This is a genomic window from Cereibacter sp. Soil_C_27 (assembly GCF_057657095.1).
This window is the reverse complement of record NZ_JBDGJD010000001.1, coordinates 736,835-761,867: the sequence shown is the minus strand read 5'-3', so window position 1 is coordinate 761,867 and position 25,033 is coordinate 736,835. Positions and strand designations below refer to the sequence as shown.

At 68.5% G+C, this 25,033-nt stretch carries 21 protein-coding genes and 1 riboswitch; of the genes, 3 read left to right on the top strand and 18 right to left on the bottom strand.

Features of this window, described 5'->3' with window-relative positions:
* Nucleotides 1-103 precede the first annotated feature (103 nt).
* The 8 genes from glmM to AC3A5Z_RS03760 form a co-directional block, all read right to left on the bottom strand.
* On the bottom strand, nucleotides 104-1,447 hold the full coding sequence (glmM, locus tag AC3A5Z_RS03795) for a phosphoglucosamine mutase (RefSeq protein WP_487518049.1): 1,344 nt from the start codon (nucleotides 1,445-1,447) through the stop codon (nucleotides 104-106).
* Entirely contained in the window at nucleotides 1,444-2,469 is a 1,026-nt protein-coding gene (gene folP, locus AC3A5Z_RS03790; RefSeq protein WP_487518048.1) for a dihydropteroate synthase, read from the bottom strand. Before folP ends, glmM begins: the two co-directional genes overlap by 4 nt.
* Nucleotides 2,470-2,517: 48 nt before the next feature.
* On the bottom strand, nucleotides 2,518-3,426 hold the full coding sequence (locus tag AC3A5Z_RS03785; RefSeq protein ID WP_487518047.1) for a dihydroneopterin aldolase: 909 nt from the start codon (nucleotides 3,424-3,426) through the stop codon (nucleotides 2,518-2,520).
* A gap of 95 nt (nucleotides 3,427-3,521) precedes the next feature.
* A complete protein-coding gene (locus AC3A5Z_RS03780) occupies nucleotides 3,522-4,268 on the bottom strand; it encodes a cell wall hydrolase (protein WP_487518046.1) in 747 nt (248 codons plus the stop codon).
* A gap of 228 nt (nucleotides 4,269-4,496) precedes the next feature.
* Entirely contained in the window at nucleotides 4,497-7,043 is a 2,547-nt protein-coding gene (locus AC3A5Z_RS03775) for a putative PEP-binding protein (RefSeq protein ID WP_487518045.1), read from the bottom strand.
* Between the two features lie 123 nt (nucleotides 7,044-7,166).
* Nucleotides 7,167-9,464, bottom strand: a complete 2,298-nt coding sequence (glyS, locus tag AC3A5Z_RS03770) for a glycine--tRNA ligase subunit beta (protein ID WP_487518044.1) — start codon at nucleotides 9,462-9,464, stop codon at nucleotides 7,167-7,169.
* A 3-nt stretch (nucleotides 9,465-9,467) separates the two neighbouring features.
* Nucleotides 9,468-9,938, bottom strand: a complete 471-nt coding sequence (locus AC3A5Z_RS03765; RefSeq protein WP_444667013.1) for a DUF6446 family protein — start codon at nucleotides 9,936-9,938, stop codon at nucleotides 9,468-9,470.
* On the bottom strand, nucleotides 9,935-10,858 hold the full coding sequence (locus tag AC3A5Z_RS03760) for a glycine--tRNA ligase subunit alpha (protein WP_487518043.1): 924 nt from the start codon (nucleotides 10,856-10,858) through the stop codon (nucleotides 9,935-9,937). The genes AC3A5Z_RS03765 and AC3A5Z_RS03760 overlap by 4 nt, the downstream gene beginning before the upstream one ends.
* Before the next feature lie 149 nt (nucleotides 10,859-11,007).
* Between AC3A5Z_RS03760 and AC3A5Z_RS03755 the strand changes: the two genes are divergently transcribed.
* Nucleotides 11,008-12,786: a serine protease gene (locus tag AC3A5Z_RS03755; RefSeq protein ID WP_487518042.1), complete on the top strand. Its 1,779-nt coding sequence runs from the start codon at nucleotides 11,008-11,010 to the stop codon at nucleotides 12,784-12,786.
* 28 nt (nucleotides 12,787-12,814) lie between these two features.
* Here AC3A5Z_RS03755 and AC3A5Z_RS03750 read toward each other — a convergent pair whose 3' ends face one another.
* From AC3A5Z_RS03750 to AC3A5Z_RS03730, 5 genes are all read right to left on the bottom strand, one after another.
* The gene (locus tag AC3A5Z_RS03750; RefSeq protein ID WP_487518041.1) at nucleotides 12,815-14,269 is read right to left on the bottom strand and encodes a TrkH family potassium uptake protein; all 1,455 of its coding nucleotides are present in this window, start codon (nucleotides 14,267-14,269) and stop codon (nucleotides 12,815-12,817) included.
* A 35-nt stretch (nucleotides 14,270-14,304) separates the two neighbouring features.
* On the bottom strand, nucleotides 14,305-15,753 hold the full coding sequence (locus AC3A5Z_RS03745; RefSeq protein WP_487518040.1) for a TrkH family potassium uptake protein: 1,449 nt from the start codon (nucleotides 15,751-15,753) through the stop codon (nucleotides 14,305-14,307).
* 68 nt (nucleotides 15,754-15,821) lie between these two features.
* Nucleotides 15,822-16,901 carry a GTP cyclohydrolase FolE2 gene (gene folE2 / locus AC3A5Z_RS03740; protein WP_487518039.1) on the bottom strand — a complete coding sequence of 360 codons (1,080 nt, stop codon included), beginning with the start codon at nucleotides 16,899-16,901 and terminating at the stop codon, nucleotides 15,822-15,824.
* A gap of 165 nt (nucleotides 16,902-17,066) precedes the next feature.
* Complete coding sequence (metZ, locus tag AC3A5Z_RS03735; protein ID WP_487518038.1) at nucleotides 17,067-18,248, bottom strand: O-succinylhomoserine sulfhydrylase; 1,182 nt, start codon at nucleotides 18,246-18,248, stop codon at nucleotides 17,067-17,069.
* Between the two features lie 50 nt (nucleotides 18,249-18,298).
* A riboswitch (SAM riboswitch) is annotated at nucleotides 18,299-18,376 on the bottom strand.
* A 22-nt stretch (nucleotides 18,377-18,398) separates the two neighbouring features.
* Nucleotides 18,399-18,665 (bottom strand): hypothetical protein, encoded by a 267-nt coding sequence (locus AC3A5Z_RS03730; RefSeq protein WP_487518037.1) that lies wholly within the window; start codon nucleotides 18,663-18,665, stop codon nucleotides 18,399-18,401.
* Between the two features lie 172 nt (nucleotides 18,666-18,837).
* Here AC3A5Z_RS03730 and AC3A5Z_RS03725 point away from each other — a divergent pair, with 172 nt between their 5' ends.
* Nucleotides 18,838-19,548, top strand: a complete 711-nt coding sequence (locus AC3A5Z_RS03725) for a glutathione S-transferase N-terminal domain-containing protein (protein ID WP_487518036.1) — start codon at nucleotides 18,838-18,840, stop codon at nucleotides 19,546-19,548.
* A gap of 107 nt (nucleotides 19,549-19,655) precedes the next feature.
* Here AC3A5Z_RS03725 and AC3A5Z_RS03720 read toward each other — a convergent pair whose 3' ends face one another.
* Genes AC3A5Z_RS03720 through ftsY form a run of 3 tightly spaced genes read right to left on the bottom strand, consistent with a single transcriptional unit; the run spans nucleotide 19,656 to nucleotide 22,329 of the window.
* Nucleotides 19,656-20,258 carry an inner membrane-spanning protein YciB gene (locus AC3A5Z_RS03720; RefSeq protein WP_487518035.1) on the bottom strand — a complete coding sequence of 201 codons (603 nt, stop codon included), beginning with the start codon at nucleotides 20,256-20,258 and terminating at the stop codon, nucleotides 19,656-19,658.
* 9 nt (nucleotides 20,259-20,267) lie between these two features.
* Nucleotides 20,268-21,173: an EamA family transporter gene (locus tag AC3A5Z_RS03715; RefSeq protein ID WP_487518626.1), complete on the bottom strand. Its 906-nt coding sequence runs from the start codon at nucleotides 21,171-21,173 to the stop codon at nucleotides 20,268-20,270.
* Nucleotides 21,174-21,186: 13 nt separating this feature from the next.
* Nucleotides 21,187-22,329 carry a signal recognition particle-docking protein FtsY gene (gene ftsY, locus AC3A5Z_RS03710; RefSeq protein WP_487518034.1) on the bottom strand — a complete coding sequence of 381 codons (1,143 nt, stop codon included), beginning with the start codon at nucleotides 22,327-22,329 and terminating at the stop codon, nucleotides 21,187-21,189.
* Between the two features lie 174 nt (nucleotides 22,330-22,503).
* On the opposite strand from ftsY, the gene AC3A5Z_RS03705 reads away from it, so the two are divergent.
* Complete coding sequence (locus AC3A5Z_RS03705) at nucleotides 22,504-22,902, top strand: hypothetical protein (protein WP_487518033.1); 399 nt, start codon at nucleotides 22,504-22,506, stop codon at nucleotides 22,900-22,902.
* Nucleotides 22,903-22,945: 43 nt separating this feature from the next.
* Here AC3A5Z_RS03705 and xseA read toward each other — a convergent pair whose 3' ends face one another.
* Together xseA and AC3A5Z_RS03695 are read right to left on the bottom strand one after the other, a co-directional pair.
* The gene (gene xseA, locus AC3A5Z_RS03700) at nucleotides 22,946-24,508 is read right to left on the bottom strand and encodes an exodeoxyribonuclease VII large subunit (RefSeq protein WP_487518032.1); all 1,563 of its coding nucleotides are present in this window, start codon (nucleotides 24,506-24,508) and stop codon (nucleotides 22,946-22,948) included.
* Nucleotides 24,509-24,548: 40 nt separating this feature from the next.
* On the bottom strand, nucleotides 24,549-24,905 hold the full coding sequence (locus tag AC3A5Z_RS03695) for a hypothetical protein (protein WP_487518031.1): 357 nt from the start codon (nucleotides 24,903-24,905) through the stop codon (nucleotides 24,549-24,551).
* Between the last annotated feature and the right edge of the window lie 128 nt (nucleotides 24,906-25,033).

The window sequence follows — 25,033 nt, the reverse complement described above, 5'->3', positions numbered from 1 at the left end:
CTCTCCGTATCGGGGGTGAAGCGGCGGGCGCACGGCGCCAACCGCGCGGAGCGGCCCCGCCGCTCCGATCCCCCTCAATGCCGGGAGCGCGCGACGGTTCCCGTTACGCCGCGTCCTTCACCGCCGCGACGATGCCGTCGACCACGTCATGCAGCAGCGCCTCGTCCTCGCATTCGGCCATGACGCGGATCAAGGGCTCGGTCCCTGACTTGCGGATCAACAGCCGCCCCGCCCCGTTCAGCCGCACCTCGGCGTCGCGGATCACCGCCTGCACCGAAGCCGCCTTCAGCGGCTCCTGCCCGGCGGCATAGCGCACGTTCTTCAGAAGCTGCGGCACGGTCTCGAAGCTCCGGCTCAGGGTCGAGGCCGCCTCGCCGCTCTGCGCCATCGCCGCGAGGAACTGCAGCCCGGCGATCAGCCCGTCGCCCGTGGTGGCGTAGTCGGTCATCACGATATGGCCTGACTGCTCACCGCCGAGGTTCCAGCCGCCGCGGCGCATCGCCTCCACCACATAGCGGTCGCCCACCGGCGTGCGCTCCAGCCGGAGCCCGCGCCCGGTCAGGAAGCGCTCCAGCCCGAGGTTCGACATCACCGTGGCCACCAGCGTGCCGCCCTGCAACCGCCCGGCGCTGGCCCAGCGGTCGGCCAGGAGCGCCATGATCTGGTCGCCATCGGCCACCTTGCCGGTCTCGTCGAGGATCATCACCCGGTCGGCGTCGCCGTCGAGGCAGATCCCGACATCGGCCCCATGCGCCACCACCGCCTCGGCGGCGGTCTGGGTATGGGTCGAGCCGCAGCGCAGGTTGATGTTGGTGCCGTTCGGGCTCACCCCCACCGGGATCACCTCGGCCCCCAGTTCCCACAGCACCTCTGGCGCCGCGCGATAGGCCGCACCATTGGCGCAGTCGATCACCACCTTCAGCCCGTCGAGCCTGAGCTTCGACGGGAAGGTGGTCTTGGCATATTCCTGATAGCGCCCGCGCCCGTCCTCGATCCGCCGCGCCCGGCCGATGTTCTGCGGCTGGGCGGGCAGGATCTCACCGGCGATGATCGCCTCGATCTCGGCCTCGGCCTCGTCCGACAGCTTGAAGCCGTCCGGGCCGAAGAACTTGATGCCATTGTCCTGATGCGGGTTGTGGCTGGCCGAGATCATCACCCCAAGATCGGCGCGCATCGACCGGGTCAGGAACCCCACCGCGGGCGTCGGCACCGGGCCGAGCAGCAGCACGTTCATCCCCGTCGAGGTCAGCCCCGCGGTCAGCGCGTTCTCCAGCATGTAGCCTGACAACCGCGTGTCCTTGCCAATCACCACCCGGTGCTCGGTGCTGGCATCGCGACGGAAGTAGCGCCCGGCGGCCGCCCCCAGTCGCAACGCCATCTCGGCGGTCATCGGATAGCTGTTGGCTTGGCCCCGCACCCCGTCGGTGCCGAACAGTTTCCTCGTCATCCCTGCCTCCTCTGCCTCGCAGACTCCGCTGCGACTTCACCTGTCATCGCCTGCCACAGCCGCAGCGCCTGCCGCGTCTCGGCCACATCATGCACCCGCAGGATCTGCGCCCCCTGCGCCGCCCCCGCCAAGGCAACCGCCACCGATCCCGGCATCCGCCGGTCGGCCTGATCCTCGCCGCCGAGCGTGCCGATGAACCGCTTGCGCGAGGCGCCCAAGAGCACCGGGCAGCCGAGCGCGTGGAACAAGGACAGCCGCCGGATCAGCGCGAGGTTCTGCTCCGCCGTCTTGGCGAAACCGATCCCCGGATCGACGACGATCCGCTCGCGCGCGATCCCGGCAGCCACGGCCAGGTCGATCCGCCCGGCCAGATAGTCGTAGACATCCAGCAACACATCGTCATAGCCGGTCTGGCCCGCCATGGTCTCGGGCGTGCCGCGCGCATGCATCAGGCAGACCGGCGCGCCCGATCGCACCACCGCCGCCGCCATGGCCGGATCGAATTCCATCGCGGAGACGTCATTGACCATCCCCGCCCCTGCCGCCAACGCCGCCTCGGCCACCGCAGCCTTGCGCGTGTCGATCGACACCGGCACCCGCAGCCCCGCCTCGCGCAGGGCGGCGATCACCGGGGTGGTGCGCCGGATCTCCTCCGGCACCGCCACCTCGGCCGCCCCGGGCCGCGTGCTCTCGCCGCCGATGTCGAGGATATCGGCCGCCATCGCCCGCGCCTGCGCCACCGCCGCGGGCAGCGCCGCGAAGCGCCCGCCGTCCGAGAAACTGTCGGGCGTCACGTTCAGGATGCCCATCAGCCGCGGCTGCTCCAGCGTCAGCCCGGCCAGCGCGGGCCGCGGCCCGGTCAGCGCCGCCAGATCGGCCAGTTCGGTCGCAGGCACCACCTGCGGCGCCCGGCCCCGCTCCAGCAGTTCCACCCGGTCGAACCAGCACGGACCTCCCGCCAGCGGCAGCGCATCTGCGGGCCGCGCGGGGTCAGTCATCGCAATGGGTCGGACGTAGATCATGCCAAAGGTAATGAGCCTTGCACCCCGGTTTTGGCAAGCCCCCGCACCTCAGGCGCGCTCCACCGCCACGCGGCTTCCCGCCGGGAGTGTTACAGAGCCGTGAACCACCAGCCGCTCCGCCGCCAGCATCTCGGCCAGCCACAGGGCCAACGCCACCGGGTCGCGGGTCTGCGGCCCGTCCACCGCGTCGAGCACCAGCTTCGACGGAGCCCAGACGATGCTGCGCCCGTGTTTCATCGCCCAGTCGATCTCGGTCCGAGTCGCCACCACCACGCAGCGCGGATCGCGCGCCGCCAGCGCCCAGGCGTTCTGCTCGATGGCCAGAAGGTCGATCCGCCGCTGCGTCGGCCTGTGGCCGGTCTGCGGCGGCGCCTCGTCCGGCAGTCCGACGGCGAGGATCAGCGGCAGCCCCCGCGCCTCCAGCGCATCGAGCCGGGCCGACAGGTCGGACGCGGCGATCGTCGCATTGTCGAGGAAGACCACCAGCGGATGCAGCGCGGCTTCCTTGCCCTCCGCCGTCACCGCCCGCGTGGGCTGCTCGGCGCGCGAACGCATGATCTCGACGCCAAGCGCCCCCGGCCCGCGGTCCAGCTTCTCGATCCGCACGAAGACCCGCATCGCCTGCGGTTCGGCCAGGATCCGCTCCGCCACCCGCTCGGCCAGCGTCTCGAGCAGGTTCAGCCGCTCGGCCGACAGTTCCGCCGCGATGGATTCGGTCAGCGTGTCATAGGACAGGATGCGGTCCACATCGTCCTGCAGCGGCGCCGGATGCGGTCGCACCTCGACCACCACGTTGAAGCGCACCCGCTGCCTCGTGCCGCGTTCCTGCTGGAAGGCGCCGATCTCCACCTCGACCACATGGTCGCGCAGGCTGATCCGGTCGCGCGGGGCAGCGCCCGCCGAGGCGTCAGCCCGTTCCTCGGGATGCGCGAAGGCTAGGCGGATGTCGTTGGTCAAGGCGGCCTCCCGGCGTCACGGTCTGCCCGCAGCATAGGAGAACGGACGGCCCTGCCTTTGCCCGAAGGCGGCAGTCAAGGCAAGCGCGACGACATTCACCCGGCGGGGATCGCCGCGCCCGGCTGGCGGTAGAAGTAATGCGCGCCGATGGCCACGGTGCGCGGAAAACGGTGCGCCCAGCCGGGCCGCACGGCATTGGTGTGGAAATGCGTGGCGCCATTGGTCAGAAGCCGCGGCGCCCCGGCCAGCATCACCGAGGCGATCTTGCCGGCCTGCGCGAAGGCGCCCTTCTCGCGGATCGTGTCGGGCTTGCCGTCGAACGTGTAGGAGAACTGCCCGCCCTGATGCACCACCCCGCAGACCGACCCGGGATAGCGCGGGCTGTCGGTGCGGTTCAGGATCACCTCGGCCACCGCGAACTGGCCGCGGATCGATTCCCCCCGCGCCTCGAAATAGAGCGCCTGCGCAAGGCACTGCCAGTCGGCGGTGCGCTGTGCCGAGGGCTGGCGCGCCAGCCAGTCGGCATCGTAGCGGATCTGCACGGGCTCGACCGTCCGCCCGGCCTTGGTCTGCTCGACCTTGCTGCTCAGCTTGGCGGGGATCACCCGCTCCGTCGGCGCGGCCTGCCGCGTCGGGTCGGCCACCGCCCCCGCCAGCATATCGAGCCGTGCCACCGGCACCGTGCCGAGCGCGTTCCGCTCGGCCCCTAGAAGCGCCGACAGCTGCCCGCCAAGCGAGGCCGTCGGGTCGTTGGACTGGCTCACCGTCACATCGGCGAAGGCCGCACCACTCAGGACAAACAGCAGCGCGAGGCTGCGCGTCCAGGTCTGTAGCAAGCACATTTACTCTTGTTCCCGGTCGTTTCCCGTCCCGTTTCGCACCGTCCCGGCGATGGCCGGGCGATCTGTGCAATCCGCAACAGGCGCCGGAGGTAGAGGAAAAACCCTAACGAGTCCACCCATGTAACAATTATGCAACGCAAAGGCGATATTCCATCAGCCATTTCCAGCCGACAGCAAGAGTCAGCCGCTGCGACAGAATGCCCGAATCACTTCGGCAAGTCTTTGTGGTCAAACGTTTTTGATCCCCTGGCGCTCGCGCAGCGCCAGATGGGCCGCCGCCAGCCGCGCCAGCGGCACCCGATAGGGCGAACAGGAGACGTAGTCGAATCCCGCAGTCCGGCAGAAGGCAATCGATTCGGGATTCCCCGCATGTTCGCCGCAGATCGACACCGTCAGATCGGGCCGAGTCGCCCTCCCCCGGTCCGCCCCGATGTGCAGCAGTTCCCCCACGCCGTCCACGTCGAGGATGTGGAACGGGTCTTCCGGAAACACCCCCTTCTGCACATAGGTGTTCATGAACCGCCCCGCGTCGTCGCGGCTGAGCCCGTAGGTCATCTGCGTCAGATCGTTGGTGCCAAAGGACAGGAACGAGGCATGCTGCGCGATCTCCCCCGCCCGCAAGGCGGCGCGCGGCGTCTCGACCATAACCCCCAGCTTGTAGTCGAAATCCGTCCCCGCCTTGGTCCGCACCATCGCCGCCACCGCGTCGATCCGGGTCTTCACCAGTTCCACCTCGCGCTTGGCCGAGACCAGCGGGATCATGATCTCCGGCACCACCGAACCGCCGCGCCGGGCGATCTCGATCGTCGCCTCGAAGATCGCCTGCGCCTGCATGTCGTAGATCTCGGGCAGCACCACCCCCAGCCGCACGCCGCGCATCCCAAGCATCGGATTGAACTCGGCCAGCGCCTCGGCCCGCCGCGTCACCTCCGACAGCGGTCGGTCCAGCGCCTCGGCCAGTTCCAGCATGCCCTCGCGCGAATGCGGCAGGAACTCGTGCAAGGGCGGGTCCAGCAGCCGGATGCAGACCGGCAGGCCCTGCATGATCTCGAACAGCTGCACAAAATCCGCGCGCTGCATCGGCAACAGCCGCACCAGCGCCGCCGCCCGATCCTCCGACGTGTCGGCAAAGATCATCTCGCGCATCACCACCAGACGGTCGTCGGTGAAGAACATGTGCTCGGTCCGGCACAGCCCGATGCCCTGCGCCTCGAAGTTACGCGCCATCTGCGCATCGGCGGGCGTGTCGGCATTGGCGCGCACCCCGATGTCACGCACATCGTCGGCCCAGGACAAGAGCCGGCGGAAGTTGTCGTCCAAGGCCGGCCCCAGCATCGCCGCCGCCCCGGCCAGCGCCTCGCCCGCCGTGCCGTCCACGGTGATGATGTCGCCCTCGCGGAACACCCGGCCATCGGGCGCCACCAGCCGCTTCTCCCGCGCATCCAGCCGCAGCTCCGACGCGCCCACCACGCACGGCAGCCCCAGCCCGCGCGCGATCACCGCCGCATGGCTCGTGACCCCGCCGCGCTCGGTCAGCACCCCGGCGGCCGAGTTCATCCCCCGGATATCCTCCGGCGCGGTCTCGCGCCGCACCAGGATGCAGGGCTCGCCCCGCGCGGCCGAGGCCTGCGCCGCCTGCGACGAGAACACGATCCGCCCCACCGCCGCCCCCGGCGAGGCCGGGATGCCGCGCACGAAGCGGTCGCGCCCGCCGCGCGGATCGACCTGCGGGTGCAGAAGCTCCGACAGCGCCCGCGGCTCCACGCGCAGCAGCGCCTCCGACCGGGTGATCACCCCGTCATCGGCCAGCGCCACCGCGATCCTGAGGCCCGCGCGCGACGACCGCTGCACCTTCACCGCATCCAGCACCGACAGACGCCCGTCCTCGATGGTGAACTCGATCTGCATCTCCTCGCGCAGACGCACCCGGCAGACGGCGCCATGCTTCACCAGCTGGGCAAAGACCTCCGGCGCCAGATCCTCCAGCGAGGGCCCGCGCGGGTCGCGGATCAGATACATAGCCTGGGGCTTGGCATGCCGCCCGCCCGCCTGATCGAAGTAGCGCCCGGTCACCTGCCCCGCCCCGGTCACCGGATCGACGAACTGCATGACGCCCGAGCCGGACATGCCCTGCCCGATGCCCTGCGCCATCTCCTGCACCACCAGCCCCAGCCCCGCCGCCTCCGGCGCGCCCTTGGCCTGCCGCAGAAGCCGTGCCGAGGTGCCCTCCCAGGCCCGCGCCATCGAGCGCAGCACCTCGCCCAGCTGCCGCGCCGGGTCTTCCGGGAAGGCTTCGTCCATCTCCTCGCGATAGGCATGCAGCGCCGCGCGCAGCGCCTCGCCCGAGGCTTCGGCCTGATCGAACATGTCGGGGTCGAGCCGCGCCACATGGATGGCATAGCTCTGGATGAAGCGCAGATAGAGCGCGTCCGCAGCATCGATCCCGTGGGTCTGGGCCAGCAGCGCATGGCGCGCGGCATTCATCCCGATGTTGAGCACTGTCGCAGGCCCGCCCCAGTCGGGATTCTCCGGGCTCGGCCGGACCGAGATCAGCGGCCCCGCGCCGAAGTTGCGCAGGATGCCTTCGCAATCAACGGTTTGCCCCGCCGCGATGGCGCGCACCGTGGTCGCGGGCAGCGCCACGGTCTGCGGCACCGGCAGCTCCAGCCGCACCAGCCGCTGCAGGCATTTCGCCCGCCAGCCATGGGTCTTGGGCGTGATCGCCGCAGTCGGGGTGATCGGCGCGAAATCGGTGATCGGCTCGAGTTTCTGCACTGCGGCACTCCTTCCGGCGCAGGATAGCCGAGTTGGGCCTTGGCGCAAGCGGATAGGGCGGAGGGAGGGCCCAGCCCTCCCCACTGCCGTCGGATTTTCCGTTCCGAAACGAAGGGTTTGGGCTCAGCCCTCGACCTTGGTCAGATCCGCCACCTGCCCGCAGATCGCGCGGATGCGGTGCAACAGGTTCAGCCGGTTGCGCCGCAGGATCGGGTTCTCGGCATTCACCTGCACCGCCTCGAAGAAGGCGTCGATCGGCGCGCGCAGGCTGGCCATGGCGCTCATCGCCGCCGCGAAATCCTCCTCGCGCATTGCCGGGCGGATCACCGCCTCGGCCCCGTCGAGCGCGGTGAACAGCGCGCGCTCCGCATCGGTCTCGGCGAATTTCTCATCCGCCCCGAAGGAATACTCCACCCCGTCCTTCGCCTCGGCCTGGCTCAGGATGTTGTTGGCCCGCTTGAAGCCCTGCAAGAGGTTCGTCCCGTCATCGGTCTTGAGGAACCCCGCCAGCGCCTCCGCCCGCTTCACCAGCAGGGTCAGATCGTCATTGCCGGGCATGGCGAGGCAGGCGTCGATGACATCATGCCGGACGCCCTGATCGCGCAGGTAGACCTTCAGGCGGTCGTGGAGGAAGGAGAGGAGGTCGGCTTCCGCATCTCCAACTTTTCGCAAGCCCGTAAAGACCTGCTGAGCACGAAGGCTGGCGTCGATAAGAGTTGATGATGCTACTGCTTTTCGCAGCTTTTCGCTCTCAGCGCTATTCGGCAGCGCATCTACAAGAGCCCTAAGTTCTTGGGCAAACTGCTTGCTGTCGAACACATGTGGCAGCAACCGGGTCACTTCTTCCCAGGAAAGTGCTCCGACATCAAAGCTAGAAATGCATCCCTTAAGGTGTAGCGAGGTGCCCTTTACAAGCAAACTGCTAAGCTGGGCGCGAGAATTAGCTGCCAACACCAACCGAATAACCCCCAACGCCGCCCGCCGCAGCGCATAGGGGTCCTTGCTCCCGGTCGGCTTCTCGTCGATCGCCCAGAACCCGGTCAGCGTGTCGATCTTGTCGGCCAGCGCCACCGCGACCGAGACCGGATCGGTCGGCACCGCGTCCGAGGGTCCGAGCGGCTGGTAATGCGCCTTGCAGGCGGCGGCCACCGGCTCGGGCAGGCCCGCCGCGCGGGCATAGTAGCCGCCCATCGTGCCCTGCAACTCGGGGAACTCGCCGACCATCGCCGATTGCAGATCGGCCTTGGCCACCCGCGCCGCCTCCGCCGCGAGGTCCGGGGAAGCCCCGACCAGCGGCGCGATCTCGCGCGCCAGCGCCTCGATCCGGGCGATGCGGTCGGCCTGCGATCCCAGCTTGTTGTGGAAGGTCACCGAGGAGAGGCCCGCCGCCATGCCTTCCAGCCCGACGCTCTGCACCGTGCGCAGGTCGTTCTCCCAGAAGAACTTCGCATCCGACAGCCGCGCCGACAGCACCTTCTGATTGCCCTTCAGGATCGTCTCGCCATGGTCCGCCGTCTCGCGGTTGGCCACGGTCACGAATTTCTCGATCCGGCCCGACTTCGGGTTCTTCACCGAGAAGAACTTCTGATGCTCGCGCATCGAGGTCTGCAACACCTCCGGCGGCAGGCCGAGGAAATCCTCGCCGATGGCCCCCATCAGCACCACCGGCCATTCCACCAGCCCCGCCACCTCGGACAGCAGCCCCGCATCCGGCACCACCTCCAACCCCTGCGCGAAGGCTTGCGTGGTGGCATCATGCCAGATGGTCTGCTCGCGCTCGGCGGCATCCAGCACCACGAAGGCGCGCTTCAGCTTGGCCGCGTAATCGTCGAAGGACGAGACGGCAAACCGCCCCGGCGCCATGAAGCGATGGCCCTCGGTCGTGTTGCTGGCACTCAGATGATCCACCGTCACCGGCACCACCTCGGCGCCGCTCGCGTCGCTCAAAAGGCAGAGGATCGAATGCAAGGGCCGCACCCAGCGCAAGCTGCCGCTGCCCCAGCGCATCGACTTCGGCCAGGGGAAGCCACGGATCGCCCCCTCCACCGCCTCGGCCACGATCTCGGCCGCCTTGCGCCCGGGCTTTTCCAGCACGGCGAAATAAACCTGGCCCTTCTTGTCGTCGCGCAGCTCCAGCTGCTCGCGCGAAAGCCCGGTCGAGCGCAGAAACCCCTCCAGCGCCGCGGCGGGCGCATCGGCCTTCGGCCCCTTGCGCTCCTCGCGCTGCATCGGGCTCTCCGCCGTCAGCCCCTGCACCGTCAGCACCAGCCGCCGCGGCGTCGAAAACGCTCCGGCGGAGGCATAGGTCAGCCCCGCCTCGACCAGCGCATCGGTGACGAGCTTCTTCAGATCCTCGCGGGCGCGGGCCTGCATCCGCGCCGGGATTTCCTCGGAGAAGAGTTCAAGCAGAAGATCGGGCATGGGTCACTCTTCCTCGGGATTGAGCTGGTGCCAGGCATAGCCCCGGCCATCGGCAAAGACCGCCACCACGCGGTCGATGCCATCGGCAACCTCGGCCTCGGACAGGAAGGCGATCGCCTCGCCGGTCTTCAGCGCCGCATCGATCTGGCCCGCGTCGAAACAATCGAACCAGCCCGGGGCCACCAGCGGCGTCGCCTCGTCGTAGACGCGGTAGGTCTCGGTCAGCATGGCTTGGCTCAAGGGCGTGGTGAAACAGGCGCGGAAGCGCAGCGGCGAGGAATTGGCGTCGATCCCGGTCACGTCGTTGGCGACGATGACCTCGGGCTCCTCGCCGATGATCGGCGTCAGCCGGATCTCCTCGCCGGGGGTGAAGGCCACGGGCTCGTAGAAGGCGTAGATCTGCAGCCAGTAGATCGCCGCCCCGGCCAGAAGCGCACTCATCACGATGCCCCCCACGACGATACGGCCATTCACGCGTCCGCTCCCGCTTCGGTCTGCCTGAAGGCGTCGGCGCAGCGCTTCGCCAGCGCCCGCACCCGCCCGATATAGGCCTGCCGCTCGGTGACCGAGATCACGCCGCGTGCGTCGAGCAGGTTGAAGAGATGGCTGGCCTTGATGCACTGGTCATAGGCCGGATGCGCCATGACGATCTCGCGCCCGGCCTTGTCCAGCGGATCGGCGCTCAGGATGCGGTCGCATTCCTTCTCGGCGTCCTCGAAATGCGCCAGCAGCATCGCCGTGTCGGCCTGGTCGAAGTTCCAGCGCGAATATTCCCGCTCGGTCTGGCGGAACACGTCGCCATAGCTCAGCGGCGTCGGGCTGTCGGGGTCGTTGTAGGGCATGTCCATCACGTGATCGACGCCCAGCACATACATCGCCAGCCGCTCCAGCCCGTAGGTCAGCTCGCCCGAGACCGGGCGGCAGTCATGCCCGCCAACCTGCTGGAAATAGGTGAACTGGCTGACTTCCATCCCGTCGCACCAGACTTCCCAGCCCAGCCCCCAGGCGCCCAGCGTCGGGCTCTCCCAGTCATCCTCGACAAAGCGGATGTCATGCAACCCCGCGTCGATGCCGATCGCCTCGAGCGAGCCGAGATACAGCGCCTGCAGATCCGGCGGCGAGGGTTTGATCAGCACCTGATACTGGTAGTAATGCTGCAGCCGGTTCGGGTTCTCGCCATAGCGCCCGTCGGTCGGGCGGCGCGAGGGCTGCACATAGGCCGCGGCCCAGGGCTTCGAGCCCAGCGAACGCAGCGTGGTCGCCGGGTGGAAGGTGCCCGCGCCGACTTCCATGTCATAGGGCTGCAGCACGGCGCAGCCCTTGCTGCCCCAATAGGTCATCAGCCGCAGGATGATCTCCTGAAAGCTGCGCGGGGAAACGGGTTTGCCGGTCATGTCTGGCCCTCTTGCAAAGCGCCTTCTCCATAGGCAAGAGGCGCGAAAGGGTCAATGCGGCCCGGGCTTTCGCTGAGGCAGAAGTGATGTGCATCCGCGGGAGCGTCTGGTAGCGTCGCGGCAATGAATTTTACGGGAATGACGGCACGATGAGACAAGCGATTTTCCTCCTGGGTCTGATGACCGCGCTGATATTTGGCGCAGCGGCCATGGCGCAGGACCGGGTCTGGGTACAGATCGAGGCGCAGCCGACGCTGCGCGAGGGGGAAGAGCGGGCCCGCGCCTATTCGGGTGCCTTCCCGGATGTCTCCGGCTTCCAGATGACCTCGGGATGGTATGCCATCGTGCTCGGCCCCTACGGCCGCGAGGTGGCCGACCTGCGGCTCGCCAGCCTGCTCGGCGAACGGCTGATCCCCGGCGACAGCTTCATCGCCGACGGGCGCAACTTCCGCCAGCAGTTCTGGCCCGCGGGCCAGCTCGGCGCCACCCCGCCGCCCCCCGTCGCCATCACCCCGCTGGAACCTCTGGCCCCCGAAGAGGCCCCCGTCCTCGGCGCCCCGCTCTCCGAACCCGCGCCGCTGCAGCCCGCACGGCTCCCCGAGGAAACCCCCGCCGAGGCCCGCGCCTCCGAGGCGCTCCTGACGCTCGCCGAACGGCAGGATCTGCAGCGCGCGCTGCAGTGGTTCGGCTTCTACAGCGCCAGCATCGACGGCGCCTTCGGGTCGGGCACCCGCAACTCCATGGCCGCCTGGCAGGAGGCGAACGCCCATCAGCCGACCGGCATCCTCACCACCTCGCAGCGCCTGAGCCTGATGCAGGCCTACGGCACCGCCGAAGCCGAACTCGGCCTGCGCACCGTGACCGAAGCCGAGGCGGGCATCGAGATCACCCTGCCCACCGCGCTGGTGGAATTCGATCATTACGAGCCGCCCTTCGTGCATTACGCCGAAAAGAACGGCTCCGGCGTCCGCGTCATCCTGATCAGCGAGCCCGGCGACCGCAACACGCTCTTCGGCCTCTACGACACGCTGCAGACGCTCGAGGTCGTGCCCCTCAACGGCACGCGTGAGCGCAACGACACCAGCTTCACCATCGAAGGCCGCGGCACCGATCTGGCGAGCTACACCCGCGTCGAGCTCAATCAGGGGCTGGTGAAGGGCTACATGCTGATCTGGCACCCCGGCGACGACGAGCGCATCTCGCGCGTGCTGACCGCGATGCAGGCGAGCTTCCGCCCCGTCGGCGACCGCGCCCTCGACCCCGGTCTGGTGATGATGGAGACGGCGCAGCGCCAGTGGCTGCAGGCCGGTCTCGACGTGCGCCGCCCCGCCCTCTCGCGCTCGGGCTTCTACATCGACGCCAAGGGCAGCGTGCTGACCACGGTGGAGGCGGTCGGCTCCTGCGGCCGCATCACCCTCGACCGCGACACCGAGGCCGAGATCGCCTTCGAGGATGCCGGGCTCGGCATCGCCGTCCTCACCCCCAAGACCCCCCTCGCCCCGCAGAGCTACGCCAGCTTCGAGACCGCCCCCCTGCGCCCCGGCGCCGAGATCGCGGTGGCGGGCTATTCCTACGAGGACCAGCTCCCTGCCCCGACCCTGACCTTCGGCCAGATGGGCGCCGCCACCGGCCTCGACGGCGAGCCCGACCTGCGCCGCCTGACCCTCGCCGCCCTTCCCGGCGACGCGGGCGGCCCGGTGATGACCACCTCCGGCGCGGTGCTGGGGATGCTCCTGCCCAAGGCCAGCGACGGCGCGCGCCAGCTTCCGGCCGAGGTGGGCTTCGCCGCCGCCGCAGGCGCGATCTCGGCCCGGCTCGCGCAGGCGGGCCTCGCCCCCCGCTCCGCCACCCCGACCGGCGCCCTCGCCCCCGAGGATCTGACCCGGATCGGCGACGGCATGACCGTGCTCGTCTCCTGCTGGGAATGACCGGCGACGGGGGCGCGCCCGCACCCCCTCACGCCCGCCAGAAACGCGGCATGAACATCACATAGACCGCCAGCAGTTCCAACCGCCCCACCAGCATCCCCAGAAGCATCAGCCACTTGGCGCTCTCCGGGAAAGCATGCACCGCCCCCGTCCCGCCGACCTCCGGCCCGAAGGCCGGCCCCACATTGGCGATCGAAGTCCAAGCCGCCGTCACCGCCGTGATCGTCTGCAGCCCGGTCAGCGACAGCATTACTGTCAGCAGGCCGAAGGTCAGGATGAACATGGTGAAGAACAGCACCACCGAGCTGATCACATCCTCATCCACCCGCCGTCCCTCGTAATCGAGAAAGATGATCGCGTTCGGGTGCTGCAACCGGCGGATCTGCACCTTCATCGCCTCGATCAGGATCAGAAACCGGAAGACCTTGATCGAACAGCTGGTGGACGAGGTGCAGCCGCCGATCAGCCCCGCCACCACCAGCACCACGAAGGGAAACGGCCCCCAGAGCGTCAGGTCAACACTGGTGAACCCGGTCCCCGAGAAGGTCGAGACCACGTTGAAGGTGCTCTCGCGCAGCGTCTCCCAGAACGGCTGCTCGCGCACGATCAGCTCGTGCAGCACGATCACCATGATCGCATAGCCGTTCCAGCGCAGATAGGCCCGCACCTGCGCATCGCGCCACAGCGGGCCCGCGATGCCCTGCGCCAGCTGGACGTAGCGGATGAAGGGCAGCGAGGCGAGCAGCATGAACAGCACCGCGGCATATTCCGCCGCTCCGGCGAAGGGCGTGAAAGAGGCGTCATACATGGTGAAGCCGCCGGTCGACACGGTCGACAGCGCCAGCACCAGCGCCTCGAAGGCGCTCATGCCCAAGGCGAAATAGACCACGACGCAGGCCAGCGTCAGCGCGAAGTAGATCTGGATCAGCGCGGTCGAGATATCCAGCGCCCGCGGCAGGATCTTGCCCAACGTATCGAACCCTTCCGACCGGAAGAACTGCATCCCGCCGACCTTCATCACCGGCAAGAAGATCATCGCCACGATGACGATCCCGAGGCCGCCCAGCCATTGCAGGATGCCGCGCCACAGGTTCGTGCCCAGCGGCAGCGCATCCAGCCCGATGAAGACCGTGGTGCCGGTGGTGGTCATGCCCGACACGCTCTCGAACACCGCATCGGTGAACCCGGCACCGGGCGCGCCCAGCATGAAAGGCAGCGCCCCGAACAGCGGCAGCGCCACCCAGACCCCTGTGGTCAGCATGAAACTCTGCTGCAGGCTCAGCCCCTGCCCCCGCGGCGCGCCATTGGCACAGGCCATGGCGACCATCATCCCCGACAGCACCGAGATCAGCGCCGATTGCGCGAAGGCCAGCCAGTGCGGATCGTTTGACATGTAATCCAGCGCCAGCGGAAACAGCATCATCCCGCCCATCGCGGCGACGAGCAGACCGATGATGTAGCCGACGGGTCGCGGATCAAGCATGGCGCAGGCTTGTCGTCACGGGCCGCCCTGTCAACCTACGAGCGCCAGAAACGCGGCAGCACCAGCACGAAGACCGCCAGCAGCGCCAGCCGCCCCATCAGCATCGCCACGATCATCAGCCATTTCGCAGCCTCCGGGAAGTCGATAAAGGTGCCGGTCGGCGCGACCAACGGGCCGTAGCCATAGCCGATATTGCCCAGCGAGGTCCATATGCCGAACAGGGCCGACAGCGTATCCACTCCGGTCAGCGTCATCATCACGCTCAGCACGCCGATGGTCAGCACATAGCTCGTCAGATAGAGGATCAGCGCGTTCATCACGTCATCCTCGACCCGCCGCCCGTCATAGCGCACCGCCGTCACCAGATGCGGCGCCGCGATCTGCCGTGTCTGCGCCGCGATGGCGGCGAACAGCACCTGCACCCGGAACACGCTCAGAGCCCCCGAGGATGACCCGGAACAGCCGCCGATCATGCCGACGCTGAAGGCCACCAGCATGGCAAAGCCGCCCCATCCGCCGAAACTGCCGGAGAAGAACCCGGTGCCGGTGAAGATCGAGGTCACGTTGAACAGCGCCTCGCGGAACACCGCTTCCGCCGCCTGATCCGACGTCAGGATGCGCCAGAGCGTCACCATGCCCACCGCATAGGCCAGCCAGCGCAGCAGCGCCCGCACCTGCGCATCGCCCCAGACGGCGGTCGGCACGCCGTTCACCATCTGCGCGAAGCGGATGTAGGGCAGGCTCCCCAGAAACATGAAAAGCGCCCCGGCATATTCCGCAGCGCCCGGATATTTGCCGAAGGAGGTGTCCGCCGGAGAAAAGCCGCCCGTGGCGATGGTCGCCATCGCATTCACCGCCGCATCCAGCACCGACATGCCCAGCGCCAGATAGGTCAGCCCGCAGACCGCCGTCAGCCCGACATAGACCTGCAGCAGCGCCCAGGCGATGTCGGTGGCGCGCGGCAGCACCTTGCCCATCGTGTCGAAACCCTCGGTGCGGAAGAACTGCATCCCCCCCACCCGCATCACCGGCAGGAAGATCATGGCGATGAAGGCGATCCCCAACCCGCCCAGCCAGTTCATCATGCCGCGCCACAGGTTCATGCCGACGGGCAGCCTGTCCAGCCCGACGATCACCGTCGATCCGGTGGTGGTGATGCCCGACACGCTCTCGAACAGCGCATCGGTAAAGCCCAGACCCGGCGCGCCGAAGATGAAGGGCAAGGCGCCGAAGAACGAGAGCGAGATCCAGATGGCGAAGGTCAGCACGAAGGCCTGCCGCAGGCTGAGCTGACCCTTCACCCCATTGGCACAGGCCAGCGTCACCATCGCCCCCGAGAGCAGCGTCAGGATCGCCGCCCCCAGCACCTCCAAGCCGTTCGGATCGCCCAGAAGCAGATCCACCGCGACGGGCACCATCATCGAGATGCCCATCAGCACGACCAGAAGGCCAACCACAAATCCGACAGGGCGCAGGTCCAGCATGATGCGCGAGCCCTGCCCCCGCCCGGGGCCAGAGTCAATGCCGCCCGCGCGGGCCAAGGCCCTGCGGCTCAGCCGACGTGGAACAGCGTGCCGAACAGCCGCGGATCGAGGCTGTCCGCGGCAAAGGTCGCCCCCTCGGTCAGCACCGAGACCGCATCATGCGAATGCAGCGATTCCTGATGGCTGGCCACGACGCGGAAATCGCCGATCCGCGGCTCCGCCAGCAGCTGCGCCGCGAAACTGCGCGCCGCATCCTCGACGAAGATCGGGTTGGCCGCGTTCAGCTCGGCAAAGGCCTGCTCGTCCTCGCGCTTGACCATCACCTGCGTCTCGGTCGGCACCGCCGCCCGCGCCAGATCGATCAGATCCTCGAACCAAAGGCAGGTCTTGCCCACCACCTCCACCGAGATCCGCGCCACGGAGCGCTGCGAATGCGGCGTGGCCAGCTGGCCCCGCTCGCGCCGCGCGTGCTCCGACAGCTCCAGCGAGCAGGGGCAGGTGCTGGAATAGACGTAATCGAGATGCAGGAACTTCTTGCGCACCCCGCCCTTGTCCACCAGCTCCAGCGCGATGTCGTAATACTGCCAGCCCGACAGCCCCGAGCGCAGCGACTGCACCCGCACCGGGAAGGAGAACCGCATCTGGATCCGCGCGTCGAAACTGTCGAGGTCGCGCTTGTAATCCTCCAGCGCGTGCTCGATCACCTCGAAGCTGAAGCTGCGCTCGGCATGGGCATAGAACGACCGCATGATGCGGCTCATGTTGATGCCCTTCTTCTCCGCCTCGAGGCTCACCGTCCCGGTCACCGAGGTCTCCAGCATCAGATCGCCGTTGTCGCGCGTGTGATAGCGGATCGGCAGCCGGAAGTTGGAGATCCCGACATGCTGGATCAGCCGGTTCGCGCCCACGATCAGGCTTGCCGGCCCGTTCTGCAGGTCGGGCAGCGTGTCCTTGTAGGCCGCGTCCACCCGGAACTGCTTCGGATAGGCCCGGCTCAGCTCGGGGTAGACCAGCGCCGTCGCCGCCGGGTCCAGCGTGGCGATCTCGGCGTCGGAGGACTTTCCCGCCCATTGCCGCAGCACCGCCAGAGCGGCTTCGGCCTCTTCCCGGCTTGGCTTGCGGTCGGCAACCGGAGTCTGGATGTTCATCGCGCGCCCCTTCTCATAAGACTGCGGAGTAACCCCGCCTATATAGGCGAAGTCCTACAGTTCCCCAAACGAACTCTCCTGATACGCGCGACGCAACGGATCAGATCACCGACCGATGACGCCGATGGGGCGGCTCAGATCACCGCCCGACGCCATTGCGGCGGATCAGATCGCCGACAGCGCGGCCATCAGATCGGCGATCAGGTCGTCGGGGTCTTCCAGCCCGACCGACAGCCGGATCAGCCCCGGGGTGATCCCCAGATGCACCTTCTGCTCGTCGGGCAGCCGCTGATGCGTCGTAGTCGCCGGATGGGTCGCGATCGACTTGGCGTCGCCCAGATTGTTGGAAATCTTGATGATCTCCAGCGCGTTCAGAAAGCGGAACGCCGCCTCCTTGCCGCCCGCGATGTCGAAGGCCACCATCGTGCCGCCGCGTTTCAGCTGCCGCGCCGCCAGCTCGTGCTGCGGATGGCTCGCCAGCCCCGGATGGATCACCCGGCTCAACCGCGCGTCGCCCTGCAGCGCCGCCGCGATCTTTTCCGCGCCCTCGGCCATCGCCCGGCAGCGCAGGTCCAGCGTCACCATCCCGTTCAGCATGATCCAGGATGTGAACGGGCTCATCGAGCCGCCGGTATGCTTCATGTAGGGCTCGACCACCTTGCGGATGAACTCCACCGTGCCGCAGATCACGCCGCCCAGCGCCCTGCCCTGCCCGTCGATATGCTTCGTGGTGGAATAGACCACCACATCCGCGCCCTGCTCCACGGCCTTCGAAAAGACCGGCGTGGCGAATACGTTGTCCACGATCACCAGCGCGCCCGCGGCATGGGCGATCTCGGCCACGGCGGCGATGTCGATCACCTCCAGCGTCGGGTTGGAGATCGATTCGAAGAACACCGCCTTCGTCCCCGGCCGCACCGCCGCACGCCACTGGTCCAGATCGGCGCCGTCGACAAAGCTCACCTCGACGCCGTAGCGCCCGAGAACTTCCTCGAGGATATAGAGACACGATCCGAACAGCGCCCGCGCCGCAACCACATGGTCGCCCGCCCGCAGCATCGACACCAGCGCCCCGTTCACCGCCGCCATTCCCGAGGCGGTGGCGAAGGCATCCTCCGTCCCCTCGATCGCCGCGATCCGCTCCTCGAACATCCGCGTCGTCGGGTTGCCGTAGCGGGCGTAGATGAACTCGTCCTCGCCGGTCTTCACGAAACGCGCTTCCGCCGATTCGGCAGTCTCGTAGACGAAGCCCTGCGTCAGGAAGATCGCTTCGGCCATCTCGCCATACTGGCTGCGGCGGCTGCCTTCGTGCACCAGTTGCGTGCGGGTTTTCCAGTCCTTCGTCATCGTCTTGCCCTTCGCAGCAAAAAGCCCCCGAGCCGGTAGAGGCATCGGGGGCTGCAAAGCCCTCACCCTCTTTAGCGGTTTGTTTAACGTGGCCCGCAATCCGGTAACAAAGCGCCACGTCTGGCGGCATACGCCTTGGCTTGCGCTGCGTCAACAGGCCGAATCGGCCGGGCCTGCGGGCTTTTGCCAGAGCCTGCGAACCTCCACCCAAGGGTAGCTGCGTGCGATCTCCCGGCCCCAGAACGCGCCCGCGGCCCAGACATCGGGATGCTCGGGGTCAAGCCCGTAGTCGATCTGGGCGATCCGCTCGGGCGACATGCGCAGCGTGTAGCGCAGCAGCAGGAACTGCTCCAGCCACGCCTCCTCGTCCTTGTTGGTGAACAGGTCGGGGCGCGGCGTCGGCTCCGGGTCGTGCATGGCGGGATGACCTCCGTAAGATGCGCAACCGTCCTGCACGGTCGCCTCGGGCGCAGCCGATGCTCCGCCCCGCGCCGCCGCCTGTCAACGGGCGCAGCGCGTCCCGGCCGCTTTGCCCTTGCCGCTGCCGTCATTTGCGCCATCCTTGGTTTTCCGACAAAAGGAGTCCCCCATGCCGCAGGACATCGACCTTTATTACTGGCCCACGCCGAACGGCTGGAAAGTCACCATCGCCCTCGAAGAGCTGGGCCTGCCCTACCGGCTCAAGCTGGTGAACATCAACGCGGGCGACCAGTTCGACCCCGATTTCCTCAAGATCGCGCCGAACAACCGCATGCCCGCCATCGTCGATCCAGAGGGCCCGGACGGCAAGCCGATCTCGATCTTCGAATCCGGCGCGATCCTGCAATATCTCGCCCGCAAGACCGGCAAGCTCGGCGGCCCAACCGAGCGCGACCGCATCGCGGTGGATCAGTGGCTGATGTGGCAGATGGGCGGCGTCGGCCCGATGGCCGGTCAGGCGCACCATTTCCTGAAATACGCCCCGCAGATGGACCCGCCGCAGGACCTGCCCTATGCGCAGAACCGCTACCGGACCGAGGTCGGCCGGCTCTACGGCGTGCTCGACCGCCAGCTGCGCGGGCGCGACTTCGTCGCCGGCGATTTCCTCTCCATCGCCGACATCGCGATCTGGCCCTGGGCACAGAACTGGGAGGCCCAGCAGCAGAGCCTCGACGACAAGCCCGACCTCGCGCGCTGGCTGAAGGCGCTGGCCGAGCGTTCGGCCTTCCTCAAGGGCAAGGCCGTGGCGGCCGAGGCCCGCAGCACGGCCCCGCTCGACAAGGCCTCGCAGGACCGGCTCTTCGGCATCAAGCGCGACTGACGCGAAAGGCCGCCCCTCCCGGGGCGGCCCTCTCTTGCCAAATCCTTAACAGAAATCTTGAAGTCCTTTCCGATCAATGGCTTGACCGGATTTTCACGCGTGAAACCTCACGCCTCGGGCTTCTCCTCGACCCCGTATTTCTTGAAGAGCCCGCCCTGGGTCATGAAGAACAGGAAGATCGCCCCCGGAAGCCCGAAAGTCTTGAAGCTGACCCAGGCCTCGGTGCTCATCGTCCGCCAGATCGCCTCGTTCGCCACCGCCAGCGCGAAGAAGAACAGCGCCACCCGCTTCGTCAGCAGCATCCACCCGGCGGGCTGCAGCGGCACCGCCTCCTCCAGCACCAGCTTCAGCCAGCTCTGCCCCCTGAGCAGCCCGATCCCGAGGATCGCCGCGAACAGCAGGTAGATCATCGTCGGCTTCATCTTGAAGAACCGCTCGTCGTTCAGCCAGACCGACAGCCCGCCGAACAGCACCACCAGCACCACCGTCGCGACCTGCATCTTCGACAGCTTGCCGGTCAGCGCCCAGAGGATCCCCGTGGTCAGGATCAGCAGCGGAATGAACGCCGCCGTGACCACGATGAAGCCATGATACTCGGTCCCGCCGAAGGTGTAGACCTCGTCCTTCAGCCTCCCGTAGCCGATGAAGAAGGCCACGATCGGCCCGTACTCCAGCAGCATCTTCAGGATCGGGTTGATCTTGCGTGTCATCCGTCTCTCCTATCCCGCCGCCTGCACCAATATGGCGCCCGCCGCGATCATTCCCATCAGGCCGATCCGCACCGGCCCGCTCTTCTCGCCCAGAACCAGCCAGCCGATGGCGGCGGCGAACAGCGTCGAGGTCTCGCGCAGCGCCGCCACCTCGGCCACCTTGCCCAGCCGCGTCCCCAGCATGACTCCGCCGAAGCTCACGAAAGCCACCAGCGCCCCGATCATCCCGCGGACCATCAGCGGCCCGAAAGCCTCGGGCCAGCACCCCGCCCTGCGGATGCGATAGGCCGTCAGCAGCGGAAAATCCACCGAGGTCATCAGGAAGAACCACGCCAGAAACGTGAACGGATCGGGGGTGAAGCGGATGCCCCAGGCGTCGTAGGTGGTGTAGAAGGCCACGATCAGCCCGCCCGCGAAGGCCCAGGCCAGCCCCACCTTCAGCTCCGCCCGCCCGATCACCGCCCCGCCGAGGTTGATCCGCGCCAAGAGCAGGATCGCCCCCGACAGCATCGCCACCCCGACCCACTGCAAGAGCACGTAATGCTCGCCCAGAAACAGCGCGGCGAAGGCCAGCGTCGCCAGGGGGCCGGTGCCGCGCACGACGGGGTAGACCACGGTATAGGCGGCGCGTTCGTAGGCCAGCGCCATGGTCAGCTTGTAGGCGAAATGGATCGCCATCGCGCCCACCAGAACCAGCCACTCGGCCCCCTCGGGCCGCGGCACCAGAAACAGCGCCACCGGGGCCGAGAAGATCAGGATCCAGAGGTCGATCGCCCCCCGCGTGTTCCACGGGTCGTGGCGGCCCTTCTGCAGCGCGCCGAAACAGGCATGGGCCACCGCCGACATCAGCGCCAGCCCCATGGCCAGCCGCGCGCCCTCCGGCGTGCCTTCGAGCGAGACCAGCCACTCGGTCATCGACAAGACGGCATCAGGCGTCGAGACCCATCAGCGCGCGGGCGAAGTCCTCGGGGTCGAAGGGGGCGAGATCGTCGATCTGCTCGCCGACGCCGATGGCATGGATCGGCAGGCCGAACCTGTCGGCCAAAGCCACCAGCACCCCGCCCTTGGCGGTGCCGTCGAGCTTGGTCATCACGAGGCCCGAGACATCGGCCAGCTTGCGGAAGATCTCCACCTGATTGAGCGCGTTCTGCCCGGTGGTGGCGTCCAGCACGAGGATGGTGTTGTGCGGCGCCTCCGGGTCCTTCTTGCGGATGACGCGGACGATCTTGGAGAGCTCCTCCATCAGGTCGGCGCGGTTCTGCAGCCGCCCCGCCGTGTCGATCATCAAAAGGTCCGCCCCGTCGGCCTGCGCCTTGGTCATGGCGTCGAAGGCCAGCGAGGCCGGATCGGAGCCTTCGGGCGCGGTCAGCACCGGCACGCCGGCGCGCTGGCCCCAGACCTGCAGCTGCTCCACCGCGGCGGCGCGGAAGGTATCGCCCGCGGCGATCACCACCGATTTTCCTGCGCCCTTGAATTGCGAGGCGAGCTTGCCGATCGTCGTCGTCTTGCCCGAGCCGTTCACCCCCACGACAAGCACCACCTGCGGGCGCGTCGGATAGAGCGGCATCGGCCGGGCCACCGGCTCGAGGATGCGGGCGATCTCGGCGGCGAGCGCCTCCTTGATCTCGCGCGAGGAGACGCGCTTGCCATAGCGCCCCTCGGCGATGTTGGCGGTGACGCGCAGCGCGGTCTCCACGCCCATGTCGGCCTCGATCAGCATCTCCTCGAGGCTTTCGAGCATTGCGTCATCGAGCACCCGGCGCGGTTCCTCGGTCTGACCGAAGAGCCTGCCGAAGAGGCCCGGGCGCGCGGGTTCGGGTTCGGGCTCGGGGATCGGCGGGCGCAGGGGTTCGGGGGCGACGGGCGGCGGCGCGGGGGTTGCGACCGGCGGCTCGGGGCTGCGCAGCACCAGAGGGTCGGCTGCGGGCGGCTTCGGCGCTGGCTCCGGCGGCGGTTCGGGGCGCGGAGCGGGAGCCGCCTCGGGCCCGGCCTCGACCAGCGCGTCGACACCTTCCGACAGCCGGTCGGAGGACCGGAACATCTTTTCGCGCATCTTCTTGAAGAACGACATCCGCGCCTCCGCTGCTCCCATGCCTTCTCACCTAGTCGCTTCGGCGCGGGGAGGGAAGGGGCGAAGGCGCCGCCGGGCTGTCGTTGCGGCAGGAAGCGGCGTCCGGTGCAGGGGTGACTGGCCATCGGGCGGAGGCTCTGGCACTCTGGCAGGCGTCACGGAACGGAGACGATCATGCGCCCCCTGTTGCTCACCTGCCTGCTGCTGGCCCTGCCGGGCGCGAGCCTCGCTGACGAGCCGATCAGCGCCAGCGAGTTCGAGGCCTATGCCACCGGCAAGACCCTTTCCTATGCCGTCGGCGGCCAGATCTACGGAGCCGAGCAATACATGCCGGGGCGCAAGGTGCTCTGGGCCTTCAAGGGCGAGGAGTGCAACCGGGGCATCTGGTACGAGGAAGGCGGGCAGATCTGCTTCGTCTACGAGAATGGCGGCAGCCCGCAATGCTGGACTTTCTACCGCGATGAGGACGGGCTGCGGGCGCGGTTCGGAGATGACCCCGAGGGGACGGAGCTTTCGGAAGTGGCGCAGAGCAAGTCGCCGCTGATCTGCGCCGGGCCGGATGTCGGGGTGTAGGCCCTACGGTCGGGGCTGATCACCGGCAGGGTGCGGCCACGCCTTAGAGCAGGCTGCCCTGTTCCGGCGGCGGCTCGGGGGCCTTGCTGCGTTTCGGCTTGCGCGGGCCGAGGGCGAGGCGCCCGTCGCGGAACTCGATCTCCAGGGCGCTTGCCTGTTCGGCCTCGGCCTTCGTCGTGACCACGGCGCCGTCGCCCCGCACCACCGCATAGCCGCGGCGCAGCGTCTCGGTATAGCCAAGGGTCTGTCGGATGCGGTCCAGCGCCTCCAGCCGGTCGGAGAGATGGCGCAGCCGCAGCGCAGGCGTCGCCTCCAGCCGCTGCGCGAGCGTGGCGAGGGCCGTGCGGTCGCGGGCGGTGTGGCGCGCGGCCTCGGCCACGGCGCGGGCGAGCGCCGGATCGAGCCGGGCGGAAAGCGAGGCGAGCCGGTCGGTGGCGCGTTCGGCGCGGCGGGCGTGGCAGACCTCCAGCGCGCGGCTGCGGTCGGCCAGCCGCTCGCGCCCGCGTCCGACGAGATCGGCCAGCAGCCGCGGCCGCAGATGCGCGCCGAGCGGGTCGAGCCGGGCGTGCTTGGCCCGGACCAGCGCGGTCAGCGCCCCGCCGAGCCGCCCGGACCAGAGGTCGAAGCGCTGCGCCGCGCCTTGGGTCAGCGCGTCGAGCCGGGGCAGTGCGCGGGACAGATCGCTCAGCCGCTGGCGCCGGGCGAAGACCGCCTGCGCCACCGAGCGCGACATGCGCGCGCCCTGCCCGTCCACCGTCGCCTGCAGGTCGAGCCGCACCGGCACTGCCATCTCGGCGGCGGCGGTCGGGGTCGGGGCACGGCGGTCGGAGGCGAAATCGATCAGCGTGGTGTCGGTCTCGTGGCCCACGGCGGAGATCAGCGGGATGGTGCTGGCCGCGGCGGCGCGCACAACGATCTCCTCGTTGAAACCCCAGAGGTCTTCAAGGCTGCCGCCGCCGCGGGCGACGATCAGCAGGTCGGGGCGCGGGATCGGGCCACCCGGCTCCAGCGCGTTGAAGCCGCGGATGGCGGCGGCGACCTCGGGGGCGCAGCGCTCGCCCTGCACGGCAACCGGCCAGATCAGCACATGGCGCGGGAAACGGTCGCGCAGCCGGTGCAGGATGTCGCGGATCACCGCGCCGGAGGGCGAGGTGACGACGCCGATCACCTGCGGCAGATAGGGCAGCGGGCGCTTGCGCTCGGCATCGAAGAGGCCCTCGGCGGCCAGCGCCGCGCGGCGTTTCTCGAGCATGGCCATGAGCGCGCCGGCCCCGGCGGGGGCGACATCCTCGACGATCAGCTGGTATTTCGACTGGCCGGGGAAGGTGGTCATCCGGCCGGTGGCGATAACCTCCATCCCCTCCTCGGGGCGGACCTGCATCCGTGACGCCTGGCCCTTCCAGGCGATGGCGGCGATCACCGAACGGTCGTCCTTGAGGTCGAAGTAGAGATGGCCCGAGGCGGGGCGCGAGACGCGGCCGATCTCGCCGCGCACCCGGACGAGGCCGAATTCGCCCTCGATCACCCGTTTCACCGCGCCGGAGAGTTCCGACACGGTATATTCGGGGGAGTTTCCGGCGGGCGGGTCTTCGAACAGGTCGCTCATCGGCCCTTTCTGCCCGAGCAGGCCGCCACAGGCAACCGGCTCACTGCCCCTCTTCGCCCTCGCCGTAGAGATAGCCGGAATGGGCGCGATGGCTGAGCGCCTGCAGATAGGCCTCGGCATCCGCCGGCCCGTTCAGCGGGATCGTCACCCGGCCATAGGAATTGTCGTGGAGGAAGGTGAGGGACGCGAGCAGCGCATTGCGCGTCCCGGCGCCGCCCTGCCCGTCGATCCGCCCGGAATATAGACCGGCGAGGCTCAGCTCCTCCTGCACGGTGCGGCGGTCGGTGTCACCGAGGGCGCCGAAGGCCGTGCCGAGCCAGCGGCTGGCCGCCTCCTCGGCTGAGGCAAAGGGGGCAAGGCAGAGGGAGAGGAGAAGGACGAACAGGAAGCGGGGCATCGGCACCTCTGGGGGAACGGGAGACGAGGCCCAGCCTCGCAGCTTTTGGCAAAGGAAAGCTTAAGCCGCACCTTGCTCCAAGCCCCTTGCCCGACTAGGACAACGGGCAAACCGCAACGGGGGCGCGC